This window comes from Mesorhizobium sp. RCAM 05099 (genome assembly GCF_059683685.1).
The window spans coordinates 1554044-1568758 of sequence record NZ_CM185035.1; the positions used below are offsets into that span (position 1 = coordinate 1554044).

Here is a 14715-nt window from a genome sequence, read left to right on the forward strand (position 1 = left end):
TGGTCGCCGCAAATTGCCCGAAGCTCGATGCTTGACCGATGAATGTCGATTGGTTTTAGACCGCCGCCCGTGCCTCGCGGAACGACACCAGCTTCCGGCGGTTTTCATCCCACAACGCCAGTTTGACGCAGCGCAGGCTTTCGAGAAGCGTGACGCGTCCGATGCCGCGCAGTTCCGGATAATCCCGCAGCACTTCCTGCAACCGGTAGCCCGGTACCCTGGCGGAGAGGTGATGGACATGGTGGACGCCGATATTGCCGGTGAACCAGTTCAGCACCGGCGGCAGGTCGTAGTAAGATGATCCGTGCAGGGCGGCATGCTGGAATTCCCATTCGGAATCCTTTGCCCATTCGGTCTCTTCGAACTGGTGCTGGACGTAGAACAGCCAGATGCCGGCCGACCCGGCGAGGATGACGATCGGCAGATGGACCACCAGGAACGCGCCGGGGCCGACAAACCAGATGAGAACGGCTGCCGCAACCGCGATGGCGAGATTGGTGGTCATTGACGACACCCAGGGCGTCAGGCCGCCCCGCATCATGCCGATTGGCAGCCTTTGCTCGAAGATGAACAGCCAGATCGGTCCAAGGCCGAACATCACCAGCGGATGGCGATAGAGACGATAGGCAAGGCGGCCCCGCCAGGACATTTGCCGGTATTCGGCAACGGTCAGCGTCCTGATGTCGCCCATGCCGCGCTCGTCAAGGTTGCCGGCGCTGGCGTGATGCGTGGCGTGGGCGCGCCGCCAGCAGTCGTAGGGCGTCAGCGTGAGGACGCCGAGCGCGCGGCCGATCCAGTCGTCGGCATAGCGATTGGCGAAGAAAGAGCCATGGCCGCAATCATGCTGGATCATGAAGATCCGCACCAGGAACCCGGCCGCGGGAAGGATGAGGATCAGCCCCCACCAATGGCCATAGGCATAGGCGGCCGAGGAGAGGCCCCAGAGCAGGGCGAAAGGAATGAGAGTGATGGCGAGTTCGAGGGCGCTGCGACGCCTGTCTGGCTTCTTGTAGCGCGCCAAAATCTTCAGCCACGCACGTTTGCTGCTGGCCGCCGTCTCAGGGGAAATCATGTTCATCAGGGAATATAGACGCCGGAGGGTGGCGCCGCAAGGCGATGTTCACGTGAAATTACTGCGCGTAATTGTCGCGCGACAGCCATGTGAGGCCGGCCTTCTGGTGCTGGAACGTTGAAATGCCGGAGGTTCTGGCTACCGGCGCCCGCCGCTGGCGGTGCTGCTTTCCACGCCGTCCAGGCGGTCAAGCAATTTCCTGAAGCGGTCGGGAATATCGGCTTCGGCACGGAAGGCCGGCAAGGTTCGCAGAAAGCGCGTCGTCGACTCGGCGCCGAATTGGCGTTTGACTTCGGCAGCCAATCTTTCTGTCTTTTCGCCCTTGTTGCGGGTCATCTGTCAAAATCCTGTGTCGGCTTCGAAACTCCTCCAGCAAGGGAATGGTTCCGCGATCACTCCTTTGTGGCAAGCAAAGCTGGCGGTTAAGGTAAAGTTTGAATTAAAATTGAAATGTCTTGCCGTTCCTCGCTCGACGGTGCCGACAGCCTCGACTCTTGCTTACCCCTTGATTTTTGGCCGCCAAACCTCGATATCGGGCACAAAATCCACACCATTCCAGATTGACGGGAAACGGCGATGAGCGACCAGGCAAAAGACGAACGCGCGCCCGACGAAGCCGAGGCGACCGAGGCCAATGCCGAGCGCACGGAAGGCAGCATCGACGGCGATTATGAAGCGCTTGTGCGGCTGCTGAAGGAAAATGAAGAGCTGAAGGACCGCGCGCTGCGCGTGGCGGCCGAGATGGAAAACCTGCGCCGCCGCACCGCGCGCGACGTGCACGACGCGCGCACCTATGCGGTCGCCAATTTCGCTCGCGACATGCTGTCGGTCTCGGACAATCTGCGCCGCGCGCTGGATGCGATTCCAGCCGAGGCCAAGGCATCCGGCGACGCCGGCTTCAAGGCGCTGATCGAAGGCGTAGACCTCACCGAGCGCGCCATGCTGTCGGCGCTGGAACGGCACGGGGTCAAGAAGCTCACGCCGGAAGGCGAGAGGTTCGATCCCAATTTCCACCAGGCGATGTTCGAAGTGCCCAATCCGGATGTCCCGGCCAATACCGTGGTCCAGGTCGTGCAGCCGGGTTATTCTATCGGCGAGCGGGTGTTGCGCCCGGCCATGGTCGGCGTCGCCAAGGGCGGTCCGAAGCTTGCAGCCGGCGAAGCGCAGGTCGAGCCGGGTCCGGTGAATGACGAGGCCGAGAAGGACGCGTGAACGGACAAGGGAATAGCGAGTAGCGAATAGGGAAATACGCAATAGCAGCTTCGTGCTATTCGCTATTTTCCACTTACTCTTTCATTGTTCGCTGCATGAACCCCATTGCGCTTCTCGACTATGCTGGTGTCGCCGTCTTTGCTGCGACCGGGGCGCTTGCCGCTTCGCGCAAGCAGCTCGACATTATCGGTTTCCTGTTCCTGGCCAGCGTCACCGGCATCGGCGGCGGCACCTTCCGCGATCTCATCCTCAATGTGCCTGTCTTCTGGGTGGGAAACCGCGACTATGTGCTGATCTGCGCGGTGGTGGCGGTGGTGGTGTTCTTCACGGCACATCGCGTCGAATCCCGTTACAAGCTGCTTTTGTGGCTCGACGCCATCGGCCTTGCCGCCTTTTCAGTGATGGGCGCGGCCAAGGGACTTGCCATCACCGGCTCGCCGGCGGTGTCTGTGATCACCGGCATGCTGACCGCCACATTTGGCGGCATCCTGCGCGATCTCCTGGCGGGGGAGCCTTCGGTGCTGCTGAGGCCGGAAATCTATGTGACGGCGGCTCTCGTCGGGGCAGCCGTCTTTACCATAGGCGATGTCGCCGGACTGCCGCAGATTGTTTCAGGACTGGCCGGCTTCGCCGCGGCGTTTGCCGTGCGCGGCGGCGCACTCCGTTTCGGCTGGGCGTTTCCGTCCTACAAGAGCCGGCCCGGCCGGCGGCCGGAAGATATTCCGTGAAGGTGAAGTGAGTGGCCAATAGGGAGTAGCGAACAGGGGGATGGCAGTCCGCAGGATTGCGGCGTGGCTTTCGCTGTTCGCTAACGTCAGGCAGCGAAGCGCTGGGCTTCCCCACCATAGTAGTTGACGTAGCGGGCGCCGATTTCCTTGACCGGCATCACCACGAACACGTCGACCGTCGAGAACTCGCGGTCGATGACGCAGCCGTCGCCGATGCGCGCACCGACGCGCAGATAGCCCTTGACCAATGGCGGCATTGCCGCGATCGCCGCCTTGGCGTTGACCGCCTCGATCGGCATCAAATCCATCGAGCAGTAGCGCCCAGAGACCGCGCGCACGTCCCAGGCCGAGTTCGTCCGGCAGTGATGGGCGAGGTAGGTGAACGCCTCGGCATGCGCCGCCGGCACCGTGCCGTGGAAAGAAGCGCAGCCGGTCATCACACCGATTTCGTAATGGTTGATGTAGGCCCAGATGCCTTGCCACAGCGCCTCAATGGTGCGCTTCGAGCGGTATTCGGGCAAGACGCAGGACCGGCCGAGCTCGAGGAAACGCTGGCCGGGGTGACGGGCGATGAGCTGGGTCAGCTCGAATTCGCCCTCGGAATAGAACCCGCCGGCCGCGGCCGCGATCTCTTGCCGCAGCAGGCGATAGGTGCCGACGATGCGGCGATGCTCCGGGCCCGAAAGCGAAGTATCGAAGACAAGCAGATGGTCGCAGAGCGGATCGAACCGGTCGGCGTCGCGGCGGTCATGCGCCTGGAAAAGCTCCTTCCTGGCGCCGAGCTCGTCGTAGAACACGCGGTAGCGCACTTCCTGCGCGGCCGCGATCTCGGCCTCGTTGCGGGCGAGCCGCACTTCGAGATTGCCGATACGGCCGAGTGCCGCGCCCTTTATGACGGAATCGACGTTACGGCCGGCAAGCAATGCGCTGCTGGCGTTCGGCCGAGTGTCACATTCCGGCATAACTGTATGCACGAGTGATTCTCCTTCGAGCCATCCCTCTTGGCACGGGGATACGGTGTAGGTGCAACAGGATTGTGACAGTACCGTGATACGAGGTCGCGGGCAATACTTCGTCGGCTGGCGAAGACGGTCAACCGGCTACGCTTCGCGAGGATACGGGTCGACGCGGAGGAAGGAAAAGAGGCTCAGGCGGCGACCTGTCCCTCGACGGCGGCGACCAGCGCATCGGGGTCGAGCGGCTTGGTGACGAAGCCGCTGGCGCCATGGGCGAGGACCGCATGGCGCGTCTTTTCCTGGCTGTCGGCCGACAACACCATGATCGGCACAGGCGGCGCGGAGGTCTCCTCCTCATGGCGGCGGATGGCGGCAATCGCGTCCAGCCCGTCCATGACCGGCATGTGCAGATCCATCAGCACGACGTCGAAGCGGTGCTTGCGTCCGGCGCCGGTGACAGCCTCCACGGCGGCCTTGCCGTTGCCGACAACCTTGACGCGATGCCCGGCCTTGAGCAGCGTGGCGCGGGCCAGCATGGCGTTGATGTCATTGTCCTCGGCGATCAGCACCGACAGGCCCTGCTGGCGGTGGCCGACGGCACGAAACGCCGGCGCGCGGTGCGTTTCCGGCTGCGGCTGGGCGAGGGCGGCGGCATTGCTGCTCAACAGCACCCGCAGAAGTGTCCCGCCGCGCACTGGCCTGGCAAGAAAGGTTGCGTAGCCGCTGGCGCGGAACTCGCCAAGCATGCCGCGGTCGGTCGGCGCGATCAGCGTGATGGCCTCGCAGTCGGCGAAGCCGCTCTGGCGCAGGCGCTTGAGCAGCCTTCCATCGCTCTCCTCCATCGCGGCATCGACCAGAAGCACGTCGCAGCCGGCGGCGAAGGGCGCGGCCTGTGCCGCGGTGGTGGCGACATCGACCGCGCCGCCATTGGCACGGATGGTGCGGGCGATGGCATCGGCCTCGACGGCGTTTTTCGACAGGATCACCGCGCGCCTGCCCGACAGCGCGTTCTGCCGGCTCTGCGGTGCCTCGGTGGCAGATATCGCCGGTATTTCGAAGACGAATTCGGATCCCTGGCCAAGCCGGCTGGATACCGAGATCGCACCGCCCATGGCGATCACCAGGCGTTTGGAGATGGCAAGACCGAGTCCGGCTCCGCCATGCGCACGCGTCGACGTGCCGTCGGCCTGCTCGAACTCCTCGAAAATGCGCTCCATGTCCTCGTCGCGCAGACCCGGACCAGTGTCGGCGATGGTGAAGCAGATGCGATCGGTGGTCTGGGTGCGCGCGCGCGCGATGCTCACCAATACGCCGCCGCTGTCGGTGAACTTGATGGCGTTGCCGATGAGGTTGAGCAGCACCTGCCTGACCTTGCCCGGATCGGCGGTGATCAATTGCGGCACATCGGGTTCGACATGGCAGCCGAGGCCGATATTCTTGGCGAAGGCTCGCGCGGCCAGCAACTCGATGATGTTGTCGGCGATCTCACGCACCGACATCGGCTGCGGCTCCGGATCGAAGCGTCCCGCCTCGATCTTGGAGTAGTCGAGCAGATCCTCGATCAGGGCGAGCAAGGCGCTGGCCGAGGTCGAGACGGCGCCGACATAGGTCTGCTGCTCCGGCGACAGGCTGGTGTCGGCCAGCAACCTTGCCATGCCCATGATGCCGTTCATCGGCGTGCGGATTTCATGGCTGACGGTGGCGAGGAAGCGCGATTTGGCCTGGCTGGCGTATTCGGCCCGTTCACGAGCGGTGATCAGCGAGGATTCGGCACGTTTGCGGGCGGTGATGTCGCGGGCGATGGCGCGATGCGAAACGGCGCCGCTGTCCTTGTCGCGCACCGACAGTTCGATCCATGAAAACCAACGCGGACCGCTTGGCGTGCGGATCACGACATCCGTGGAACTCAGGCATTCATGATCGGAAAAGGCGGCATCGGGAACGATGCCGACATCGATGCCGAGTTCCGCCAGGGTCTTGCCGGCAAGGTGGCGTTGTTCGGTTTCGACGAGATCCGCGAAGACCTTGTTGGCATAGACGATGTAGCCGTCGCGATCGCGGTGAATGACGAGGTCGCCAAGTGCGTCGATCAGACCGCGAAAGCGCTCCTCGCTCTCCTGCATTTCCCACATGCGGTCGGCCAGCGTCTCGATCTCGGCGCGGCTGCGGGCGGTGGTTTCGTCGAGAAGTGCCGCGGTGCGGTGTTCACTCCGCCTGGTGCGCAGGTGCACGGCGAGGCCGGCAAGGCCGGTTGCCAGCAATGCGACGCTGATGAAGATCGGCGCCCCGGTCAGATGCGTCAGACCGGCCAGCACGACGATGGCGACGAAGGTCATGAACGGAAGGCCTTCGCGGCTGGCGGGCTCCGGCTCGGGCACCAGCGGCGGCGCGGCGACAAAGCGCCGCGTCGGCGCCGGCGGGCTCGCCGCATCGACGTCTTCGCCAGTGTCCGCCTGTTGGCTGCCGGATTCCGCGATCATGCGAAACCCTTGCCAGACAGAGATTATGGAAGATTGTGGCGGATCGTTCGAATTTTAGCGGATGAGCATTTTCCGCCGCGGCGGCCGGGAATTTGCCGTCGGCGTGGCGGTTCCATCCGCGTTCCGCGGGCCGTCGAACAGGTTCACATATCGACGACGACACGCCCGCGGATCTTGCCGTCGACGATGTCGCGCGCGGCATCGATGATGCCGTCGAAACCGATGGTCGTCGACAGGCTGGCGAGCTTCCGCAGATCGAGGTCGGTGCCGATGCGCCGCCAGGCCTCGAGACGGACCGCCTTCGGCGCCATCACCGAATCGATGCCGAGCAGTGAGACGCCGCGCAAGATGAAGGGGGCGACGCTCGTCGGCAGGTCCATGCCGCCGGCCAGGCCGCAGGCGGCAACCGCGCCGCCATAGGAGGTCATCGACAGGACATTGGCCAGCGTGTGGCTGCCGACCGCGTCGACGCCGCCGGCCCAGCGCTCCTTGGCCAGCGGCTTGGCCGGCTGGGCAAGTTCGTCGCGCGATATCACTTCGGCGGCGCCAAGGTTGATCAAATAGGGGCTTTCGGCGTTGCGGCCGGTGGCAGCAATGACATGGTAGCCGAGGCTGGACAGGATCGAGACCGCGACCGAGCCGACGCCGCCGGCCGCCCCCGTCACCACCACCGGGCCGCGATCGGGCAGGATGCCGTGCCGCTCCAGCGCCATGACGCAGAGCATGGCGGTATAGCCCGCGGTGCCGACCGCCATCGCATCATGCGGGCTCATGCCTTGCGGTAGCGGCACCAGCCAGTCGCCCTTGACGCGAGCGCGCCCGGCATAGGCGCCGAAATGGGTTTCGCCGACGCCCCAGCCGTTCAAGATCACCTTGTCGCCCTTGCTCCAGCCTGGATTGGAAGACGAGATGACGGTCCCGGAGAAGTCGATGCCCGGCACCAGTGGCCAGCGGCGGATCACCGGCGCCTTGCCTGTGATCGCCAGGCCGTCCTTGTAGTTCACCGTCGTCGCCTCGACCGCGACGGTGACATCGCCTTCCATCAGGTCGGCTTCGGTGAGGTCCGTCACCGCTACCGACTGCTTTTTCTCGGCGTCACGCGAAACGAGGATGGCTTTGAAGGTTTCGGGCACTTTTCTCTCCGCGATCTTGGCTGACGACATGACTGTGCGGCGATGGCCGCGCGGGGTCAATCGTTCGAAGGTCTGGGCTCACGCCGCCAGCCGAAGAGTTCGTCGAAGACGACCAGCACCGCACCCACCGAGATGAAGGCGTCAGCGAGGTTGAAGACGGCGAAGGACCAGACCGGCGTGTGGAACAGGATGTAGTCGATGACGTGGCCATAGACGGCGCGGTCGATCAGATTGCCGAGCGCGCCGCCGACGATCAGCGCAAAGCCGGTGCGGGCAAGGATCTGGGACGGCGCTATCCGCGTCGCCGAGGAACAGCACGAAGGCAACGACCGCAAGCGAGATGACGATCAGCCCGATGTCGCCGAAGGAGGAAAACATCGAGAAGGCGATGCCGGTGTTGTAGGTGCGGAACAACGCCAGGAATGGCACGAGATCGAGCTTTTCCTGGAAGGGCAGGCCGGTCTCGACCAGGTGTTTTACCCACTGGTCGAGCGTTATGGCCGCGACGACGAGCAGCGCGTAGGGGGACCATGATCTCACGGGCGGGTAACCTTCATTGCTGGTCCACGATTGGTTCGAGCTTCAGCGCGGCGCGCCGGATCTCGAACAGCATGATGCCGGTGGCGACCGCAAGATTGAGCGAATCGGCGCGGCCCGCTTGCGGAATCCGCAGCAGCCTGTCGCAACTTGCCGCCAGGCTTTCGGGCAGTCCCTGCTGCTCGTTGCCCATCATCAGCAGCACCGGGCCGCGGGAAAAGTCGACCGAGCGGTAGTCGACGGCGCCTTTCAGGTGGGTGCCGGCGACGAGGCCTGAAAACCCTCCTCGCCGTGCAAGGAAAGCCTCGGTCGTCGCCTTGACCACCGGCACGGCAAAGATCGAACCCATGGTGGCGCGCACCGTCTCCACGGAAAAAGGATCGGTGGTGTCGCCGACCAGGATGACGCCCCTGGCGCCGACGGCATCGACGGTGCGGATGACGGTGCCGAGATTGCCGGGATCGCGCACCCGGTCGAGCGCCACCCAGACATCGTCGCTCTGGGCACGGATGTCCTTCAGCGGCAGGAACTTTTGCGAAAAGACGCCGACCACCATTTGCGGATTGTCGCGGCGCGTGATGGCGACAAGCACCTTTTCCGACACTTCGAGCACCATGCCGCCGGCGGCAACGGTGCGCGCCGCGACCTTCTCGATCGCCGCGTTGCCGCGTCCGGCCTTGGCGAAAACCAATGTCCTAATCTGCCAGCCGAGATCGAGCGCATCGATGACCAGCTTCAGGCCCTCGGCCATGAAGGCGTTCTGCTGGTCGCGGAATTTCTTCAGCGCCAGCGCCTTGATGTCCTTGACCAGGGGGTTGGCGAGGCTGGTGACTTCCTTCACCTGGCCGGGTGCGCCTGCGTGCCGCTCGTTCATTCAGGCCACCCAGCGCGAGAAAAGCGACGTGGAAAGCGCGCGGCCGGCGGATTTCTCGCGAATGATCAACTCTCCCGATTCGACCTTGCCGCCCATGCCGGCAAAGGTATCGCGCATCAGGGCATGGATGGCGAAGAACGAGGCGCGGATCGAATAGGCGGTCAGCACCACGGCAAGCGGCTTCGGCGTCAGGATCGCGCAGCAAAGGTCGGTCAGCCCCGGCAGGTCCTCGAACAGTTGCCAGACCTCGCCCTTGGGGCCGCGGCCATAGGCCGGCGGATCGAATAGGATGATGTCGTAGCGGCTGCCGCGGCGCTCCTCGCGCTCGGCGAATTTCACCGCGTCGTCGACGATCCAGCGGATCGGCTTGCTGCCGAGCCCGGCCATTTCCTGGTTTTCACGGGCCCAGCCGATCGCCTTCTTCGAGGCATCGACATGGGTGACCTCGGCGCCGGCGCGGGCCGCCACCAGCGAGGCAAGACCGGTATAGCCGAACAGGTTCAGCACCTTGACCGGCCGCCTCGCCGCCGCGATCAGCCCGGCCATGTGGTCCCAGTGCGAGGCCTGCTCGGGAAACACGCCGACATGGCGAAACGAGGTGAAACGGCCGAGATAGTCGATGCCGTCATGCTTCATCGGCCAGGTCTCGCCAAGCGGCGTCCCGGGGAAGCGCCAGCGGCCGATTCCTTCCTCGTCGGTGTCGCCGGTGAAGATCGCGTCGGCGCGCTCCCAGTCCCTTGCCGGCAAGGCCTTTTGCCAGATCGCCTGGCCCTCGGGCCGCACGATGCGGTATGGGCCGTATTGTTCGAGTTTCTGCCCGGCGCCGCTGTCGAGCAGCGCATAGTCGGCATTCGGCGCCACTTCCAGGATCAGCGGGAGGTGTTCGGCGGGCAGGGCGCCGTCGCGGCGGGCAAGGATGCGCGGTGCGGATTTCGGCTCGGAGCGGTCATCGGCTCTGGCCTCCCGTTCGCGCGGCCTGGTGTCCGGCCGTGCCGTTGAGCGCCCCTCATGCGGACGCGCCTCTCCGGCTCCGCCCTTGGCGGGCGGCCGGTTGTCGCGGCGTTTGTCGCGAAAAGACTTCAAGCAGGAGCATCTCCGAGCGGCGTGGCCGCTTTTGGCATAGGGCAACCGGCTTCGCAACCAAGTCCGCCGCGCCAGCCACTCCGGTTGATGCCGTCTGGTGATGGACCAATGTCAAAGAAACAGGCAAATCTACCGGATGTCCCGCTCAGAACGCCTGCTCGACCTGATCCAGTGCCTGCGCCGGCACCGCCGGCCGGTGAGTGGGCAGGCGCTGGCCGATGAGCTCGGGATTTCGATCCGCACGCTCTACCGCGATATCGCCACGCTGCAGGGGCAGGGCGCGCCGATCGAGGGTGAGGCGGGGCTGGGCTATGTGCTCAAGCCCGGCTTCATGCTGCCGCCGCTGATGTTCAGCGACGAGGAGATCGAAGCCATCGTGCTCGGCTCGCGCTGGGTCGCCAAGCAGCCGGACCAGCGTCTTTCGGCCGCCGCCACCAACGCGCTGGCCAAGATCGCCGCCGTGCTGCCGGACGATCTGCGCGGGGACCTCGATGCATCGACGCTGCTGGTCGGGCCACCCGCCAAGGCTGTCGAAGGCATCGATCTGGGCCTGGTGCGGCAGGCTATCCGCAATGAACGCAAGCTTGGCTTTCTCTACCGCGATGCCGGCGGCGCCGCCTCCGAACGTGTGGTCTGGCCGTTTGCACTGGCCTTCTTCGACAAGGTGCGGGTGGTGGTGGCGTGGTGCGAGATGCGGCAGGATTTTCGCCATTTTCGCGCCGACCGCATCGCGGAACTCGAAGCCACCGACATGCGCTATCCGCGCCGTCGCCACGCGCTGCTCAAGGAATGGCGGGCAACGCTCGACAAGTCGCGCGACTCATGATGGCTACTGCCAGAATCTGACAGTAGCCTGCCCTAGCCTCGCCAAGTCGAAACGCCGAACCTTGGAGAGCAATTCATGACATCCCCGAATTTCGTCATCCTCTATGTCGACCAACCGCAGCGGAGCGGCGCCTTCTACGGCGCGCTGCTCGGACGTGAGCCGGTCGAAAGCTCAGCCACTTTCGTCCTGTTCGTGCTCGACAACGGCTTCAAGCTTGGCCTCTGGTCGCGCCACACGGTGGAGCCGGCGGCGTCGGCGGCGGGTGGCGGCGCCGAGATCGTGTTTGCGCTGGATACGCCTGACGCGGTCGATGCCGCCCATGCCGATTGGGCCGGGCGCGGGCTGAAGATCCTGCAGACCCCGACCAACCTGGATTTCGGCCGTACTTTCGTTGCGCTCGATCCCGACAACCACCGCCTGCGCGTCTACTGGCTGTCCGATGGAGCACAGGCCGATGGGGAGCAGAAATGAGCGCCTACTGGATCGGGGTGGCGTCGGCCGAACATGTCCGGCGCGGCCGCGCCGCCGGCTTCATGCAGGTCAATCACGGCAAAGCGGCGCCCCTGCGCCGCGTCAAGCCCGGCGATGGCATCATCTACTATTCGCCAACCACCATTATGGGCGAGAAAGACGGCCTGCAGGCTTTCACGGCAATCGGCACCGTGCGGGAAGGCGAGCCCTATGAGGGCGATATGGGCGGCGGCTTCACGCCGTTCCGCCGCGATGTCGAGTGGGCGAGGGCCGAGGAAACATCGATCAAGCCGCTGCTCGACCGGCTGGAATTCACCGCCGGCAGGTCGAACTGGGGCTATCAGCTTCGCTTTGGCCTGTTTCCGATCAGCGCGGCTGATTTCGCCCTGGTCGCAGAGGCGATGGGCGCCCAAAAGGTCGCGGCGGTGAACTAGGCCTTGAGCGCCTTGTAGACGGCGATGCCGGCGGCAAGATCCTCGAGCGCCGCGCCGACCGACTTGAACAGCGTTATCTCACTTGTGCTCTCACGGCCCTTCTTCTGGCCGCGCGCCAGTTCATGCAGGTCGGCGACGATGGCTTCCGGCTTCAGCACGCCGGAGGCCAGCGGCTGGACGATGTCGCCGGCTTCCTTGGTGGCGCCGGCGCGGGTGTCGACATAGACGCGCGCGCGCCTGATCGCGTCGTCATCGCTTTCGCGCATCGTCGGGGTAAAGCCGCCGACCAGGTCGACATGGGTTCCCGGGCGCAACAGCGCGCCCTTGATCAATGGCGTCGTCGTGATCGTCGCCGAGGAGACGATGTCGGCCTGCCCAAGTTCGGCATCGAGATCACTCGCGGCGCTGGCCGCGAAGCCTTCGGCGCGCAGGTCGGCCGCGACCTTCTCGGCATTGGCCTGGGTGCGGTTCCAGATGCGGATGGTCTTGACCGGCCGCACGGCGCAATGCGCCTTGGCAAGGAACGGCGACAGGGCGCCGGCGCCGACCACAAGCAGCCGCGAGGCATCGTCGCGGGCGAGATAGGAAGCCGCGAGCGCCGAGGCGCAGGCCGTGCGCCACTGTGTCAGCCGTTGGCCGTCGATCAAGGCTTCGGGTTCGCCGGTGGCGCCATTGAGCAAGAGATAGAGCCCCATCACCGCTGGCTTGCCGATGGCGTTGTTGTCGGGCGAGACGGTGACGATCTTGACGCCGATATGGCCACCGGCCGAACTCCCAGCCGCGTGGAAATCGGTCCAGGCCGGCATCAGGAGCAAGGTCGAGGCGGCGCCGTCGGGCCGCTCGACCGTATGATGATGCCTGACCGGCTGCACCGCACCCTCGCGAAACGCCGTGCGCAGCGTCTCGACCAGTCCGGGAAAGGTCAGCGCACGATCGACCTCGGCGGCCGAAATGGTCAGCATGGAAAACTCCGTGGAAAGAAAACCGCCGAGCGGCGGTTCAAGTGGTCGGCTTCGGCAATGCGGGTCCTTGGGCCGATCCCGGGGCCGGGCCTTGTGGTGCCGAGGGGGCGCGGCTGACCGCCTGACGCAGGTTTTCGGCTTCGACGCCGCGCTGGCGCGCCAGCTTGCGGTAGCGGCCCTGCTTGACCCAGGTCGCCAGGCTGCCGACGACCATGCCGATGGCGAGAGCCAGGAACAGGAAGATGAACAGGGGCAGGGTCAGCGTCAGCTTCGGATTGCCGGGATTGAACGGGTCGAGGGTGAAGGCGACCAATTCGCGGTTGGCGACGGCGAGCGCGATCAGGATGATCGCCAGGGGCACGAAGACCACGATGAGCATGAAGCGATTGAACATGATGTTTTCCGTCGGAAGCTGGCCTGTCCGATAAGGCCGTCTGGCGCTGACGCCGCGCCTACTTGCCGCCGTTCAGCCTTTCACGCAACTCCTTGCCGGTCTTGAAGAACGGCACCCATTTCTCCTCGACCTCGACGGATTCGCCGGTGCGCGGATTGCGGCCGGTGCGGGCAGGGCGGTTTTTCACCGAAAAAGCACCAAAGCCACGCAACTCGACCCGGTTGCCTTCGGCAAGAGCGTCGGTGATCTCGTCGAAGATCGCGCCGACGATGTTTTCGACGTCGCGCAGGAAAAGATGCGGATTGCGCGTGGCAATAATCTGCACAAGTTCGGACTTGATCATGAGACGTGTCCCCGTGAAAGCAGTGCGGTCAAAATTATGAGGATGATTTTATTTGCTTTTTTCACTCGCCCCAAACGGCATCTCAAGGGTGCCAGACGGAAACGAGACCGTCAAGAAACAAGCGGTCGGCGCCAAGTTCGCGAATAACGTCGCCACTGAAGGCCGGCAGACCGAGTGCGCTGCCGATCGTTTGCGCCATCGCCTTCGAGAACAGGAAACCACCACGCCGTTCCGTATTTTTCCATTCGACCACCTTGAGCTTGGCATCGACGCCCTTGGTCGCCAGCCAGTCGACCGCCTCGGTCTCGCCGCCGACAGCGTCGATCAGCCCGTTGGCGACGCCTTGGCGGCCGGTGAAGATCGAACCGTCGGCCAGCGCCAGCGCCTGCTCGCGGGTCATCTTGCGGCGCTCGGCGACGATGCCGACGAACCAGTCATAGCTGTCGAGGATGAGCTTGCGGACCATGGCGCGCTCGTCGTCATTGGTCGGCTTGAAAGGCGAGGGCGAGGCTTTCAGCGGCGAGGATTTCACCTCCTCCAGCTTGACGCCGAGCTTGTCCATCAGGCCGCTGACGTCGGGATACTGGATCAGCACGCCGATCGAGCCAACAATCGAGGTCTTGCGGGCAACGATGTGATCGGCGGCACTGGCGATCATGTAGCCCGCCGATGCGGCGAGCGTGCCGACTTCCGCCACCACCGGCTTATCGGCGGCCAGCTTGCGCACCTCTTCATAGATCGATTCACCGCCGACCGTGGTGCCGCCAGGCGAATCGATGGACAGGATCACGCCTTTCACCTTCGACGACAGGCGGATGGTTTCCAGCCGCTTGATCAGTTCCTCGTCCTCGGTGATGGTGCCTTCGATCCTCACCTTGGCGATATGATTGACGGCGGAGCCGCTGAAATCGTCGCCGTAGAACCAGGATGAAAGCGCAATCACCCCGAGTGCTACGATGCCGATGGCGACAATGCGCCAGAATGTCAGCTTGCGCCGCAAGCGGCGGCGGTCGATGAGGTCGTCGGCTCTCAGTGCCATGGTCAGCCTTTCAGTCGGCGGGAGGAGACGCTTTTAGACCATGATCCTCCCATCTGGAAGCAATTCTCTTTTCTGTTCGACGAGGCAAGCCACAAAGAGGATCAAACTATAGCGATTACATGGCCATACAGATCCCCGATCGGTCGGGGCCGGCCATCTCTCTTCACGAAT

The 14715-nt window shown here is 64.5% G+C and carries 16 protein-coding genes and 1 pseudogene; 5 read left to right on the top strand and 12 right to left on the bottom strand.

The annotated features are described in order from the left end of the window. Positions 1–55 precede the first annotated feature (55 nt). Together AC56QQ_RS07655 and AC56QQ_RS07660 are read right to left on the bottom strand one after the other, a co-directional pair. The gene (locus tag AC56QQ_RS07655; protein WP_497126210.1) at positions 56–1078 is read right to left on the bottom strand and encodes a fatty acid desaturase; all 1023 of its coding nucleotides are present in this window, start codon (positions 1076–1078) and stop codon (positions 56–58) included. Between the two features lie 132 nt (positions 1079–1210). Continuing rightward, on the bottom strand, positions 1211–1408 hold the full coding sequence (locus AC56QQ_RS07660; protein ID WP_497126212.1) for a hypothetical protein: 198 nt from the start codon (positions 1406–1408) through the stop codon (positions 1211–1213). A gap of 240 nt (positions 1409–1648) precedes the next feature. Between AC56QQ_RS07660 and grpE the strand changes: the two genes are divergently transcribed. Beyond that, positions 1649–2284, top strand: coding sequence for a nucleotide exchange factor GrpE (gene grpE, locus AC56QQ_RS07665; protein WP_091583265.1), 636 nt, complete (start codon positions 1649–1651; stop codon positions 2282–2284). Between the two features lie 95 nt (positions 2285–2379). Then, positions 2380–3012, top strand: coding sequence for a trimeric intracellular cation channel family protein (locus AC56QQ_RS07670; RefSeq protein ID WP_489863283.1), 633 nt, complete (start codon positions 2380–2382; stop codon positions 3010–3012). Positions 3013–3098: 86 nt separating this feature from the next. Here the strand turns inward: AC56QQ_RS07670 and olsB are convergent, their stop codons facing one another. The 6 genes and pseudogenes from olsB to AC56QQ_RS07700 form a co-directional block, all read right to left on the bottom strand. After that, positions 3099–3974, bottom strand: coding sequence for a l-ornithine N(alpha)-acyltransferase (gene olsB, locus AC56QQ_RS07675; RefSeq protein WP_167365238.1), 876 nt, complete (start codon positions 3972–3974; stop codon positions 3099–3101). A 185-nt stretch (positions 3975–4159) separates the two neighbouring features. Continuing rightward, on the bottom strand, positions 4160–6448 hold the full coding sequence (locus AC56QQ_RS07680) for a response regulator (RefSeq protein ID WP_497126215.1): 2289 nt from the start codon (positions 6446–6448) through the stop codon (positions 4160–4162). A gap of 143 nt (positions 6449–6591) precedes the next feature. Continuing rightward, positions 6592–7581, bottom strand: a complete 990-nt coding sequence (acuI, locus tag AC56QQ_RS07685; RefSeq protein WP_091583562.1) for an acrylyl-CoA reductase (NADPH) — start codon at positions 7579–7581, stop codon at positions 6592–6594. Between the two features lie 56 nt (positions 7582–7637). After that, positions 7638–8121: pseudogene (gene lspA, locus AC56QQ_RS07690) on the bottom strand (signal peptidase II). A gap of 13 nt (positions 8122–8134) precedes the next feature. Further along, positions 8135–8992 carry a TrmH family RNA methyltransferase gene (locus tag AC56QQ_RS07695; protein WP_497126219.1) on the bottom strand — a complete coding sequence of 286 codons (858 nt, stop codon included), beginning with the start codon at positions 8990–8992 and terminating at the stop codon, positions 8135–8137. Beyond that, entirely contained in the window at positions 8993–10075 is a 1083-nt protein-coding gene (locus AC56QQ_RS07700) for an RsmD family RNA methyltransferase (RefSeq protein ID WP_497126222.1), read from the bottom strand. Positions 10076–10211: 136 nt separating this feature from the next. Here AC56QQ_RS07700 and AC56QQ_RS07705 point away from each other — a divergent pair, with 136 nt between their 5' ends. The 3 genes from AC56QQ_RS07705 to AC56QQ_RS07715 all read left to right on the top strand — a co-directional run bounded on the left by AC56QQ_RS07705 (position 10212) and on the right by AC56QQ_RS07715 (position 11806). After that, entirely contained in the window at positions 10212–10901 is a 690-nt protein-coding gene (locus tag AC56QQ_RS07705; protein ID WP_497126224.1) for a helix-turn-helix transcriptional regulator, read from the top strand. Positions 10902–10976: 75 nt separating this feature from the next. After that, positions 10977–11372 (top strand): VOC family protein, encoded by a 396-nt coding sequence (locus tag AC56QQ_RS07710; protein ID WP_497126227.1) that lies wholly within the window; start codon positions 10977–10979, stop codon positions 11370–11372. After that, positions 11369–11806 (top strand): EVE domain-containing protein, encoded by a 438-nt coding sequence (locus tag AC56QQ_RS07715; RefSeq protein ID WP_497126229.1) that lies wholly within the window; start codon positions 11369–11371, stop codon positions 11804–11806. Before AC56QQ_RS07710 ends, AC56QQ_RS07715 begins: the two co-directional genes overlap by 4 nt. Here the strand turns inward: AC56QQ_RS07715 and lhpI are convergent. The 4 genes from lhpI to sppA form a co-directional block, all read right to left on the bottom strand. Beyond that, a complete protein-coding gene (lhpI, locus tag AC56QQ_RS07720) occupies positions 11803–12768 on the bottom strand; it encodes a bifunctional Delta(1)-pyrroline-2-carboxylate/Delta(1)-piperideine-2-carboxylate reductase (protein ID WP_497126231.1) in 966 nt (321 codons plus the stop codon). The genes AC56QQ_RS07715 and lhpI overlap by 4 nt on opposite strands. 37 nt (positions 12769–12805) lie before the next feature. Continuing rightward, complete coding sequence (locus AC56QQ_RS07725; protein WP_489863273.1) at positions 12806–13162, bottom strand: DUF1049 domain-containing protein; 357 nt, start codon at positions 13160–13162, stop codon at positions 12806–12808. A gap of 58 nt (positions 13163–13220) precedes the next feature. Then, positions 13221–13505, bottom strand: coding sequence for an integration host factor subunit beta (locus AC56QQ_RS07730; protein ID WP_006200394.1), 285 nt, complete (start codon positions 13503–13505; stop codon positions 13221–13223). Positions 13506–13587: 82 nt separating this feature from the next. After that, positions 13588–14544, bottom strand: a complete 957-nt coding sequence (gene sppA / locus AC56QQ_RS07735; RefSeq protein WP_269907451.1) for a signal peptide peptidase SppA — start codon at positions 14542–14544, stop codon at positions 13588–13590. Positions 14545–14715: the final 171 nt, after the last annotated feature.

Excerpts from the sequence above, each read along its gene's own strand:
- AC56QQ_RS07680 (WP_497126215.1), bottom strand. The coding sequence starts at position 6,448 with ATGATCGCGGAATCCGGCAGCCAACAGGCGGACACTGGCGAAGACGTC.
- AC56QQ_RS07695 (WP_497126219.1), bottom strand. The coding sequence starts at position 8,992 with ATGAACGAGCGGCACGCAGGCGCACCCGGCCAGGTGAAGGAAGTCACC.
- AC56QQ_RS07710 (WP_497126227.1), top strand. The coding sequence starts at position 10,977 with ATGACATCCCCGAATTTCGTCATCCTCTATGTCGACCAACCGCAGCGG.
- AC56QQ_RS07660 (WP_497126212.1), bottom strand. The coding sequence starts at position 1,408 with ATGACCCGCAACAAGGGCGAAAAGACAGAAAGATTGGCTGCCGAAGTC.
- AC56QQ_RS07715 (WP_497126229.1), top strand. The coding sequence starts at position 11,369 with ATGAGCGCCTACTGGATCGGGGTGGCGTCGGCCGAACATGTCCGGCGC.
- AC56QQ_RS07730 (WP_006200394.1), bottom strand. The coding sequence starts at position 13,505 with ATGATCAAGTCCGAACTTGTGCAGATTATTGCCACGCGCAATCCGCAT.
- sppA (WP_269907451.1), bottom strand. The coding sequence starts at position 14,544 with ATGGCACTGAGAGCCGACGACCTCATCGACCGCCGCCGCTTGCGGCGC.
- AC56QQ_RS07670 (WP_489863283.1), top strand. The coding sequence starts at position 2,380 with ATGAACCCCATTGCGCTTCTCGACTATGCTGGTGTCGCCGTCTTTGCT.
- AC56QQ_RS07655 (WP_497126210.1), bottom strand. The coding sequence starts at position 1,078 with ATGAACATGATTTCCCCTGAGACGGCGGCCAGCAGCAAACGTGCGTGG.
- lhpI (WP_497126231.1), bottom strand. The coding sequence starts at position 12,768 with ATGCTGACCATTTCGGCCGCCGAGGTCGATCGTGCGCTGACCTTTCCC.
- AC56QQ_RS07705 (WP_497126224.1), top strand. The coding sequence starts at position 10,212 with ATGTCCCGCTCAGAACGCCTGCTCGACCTGATCCAGTGCCTGCGCCGG.
- AC56QQ_RS07725 (WP_489863273.1), bottom strand. The coding sequence starts at position 13,162 with ATGTTCAATCGCTTCATGCTCATCGTGGTCTTCGTGCCCCTGGCGATC.
- grpE (WP_091583265.1), top strand. The coding sequence starts at position 1,649 with ATGAGCGACCAGGCAAAAGACGAACGCGCGCCCGACGAAGCCGAGGCG.
- olsB (WP_167365238.1), bottom strand. The coding sequence starts at position 3,974 with ATGCCGGAATGTGACACTCGGCCGAACGCCAGCAGCGCATTGCTTGCC.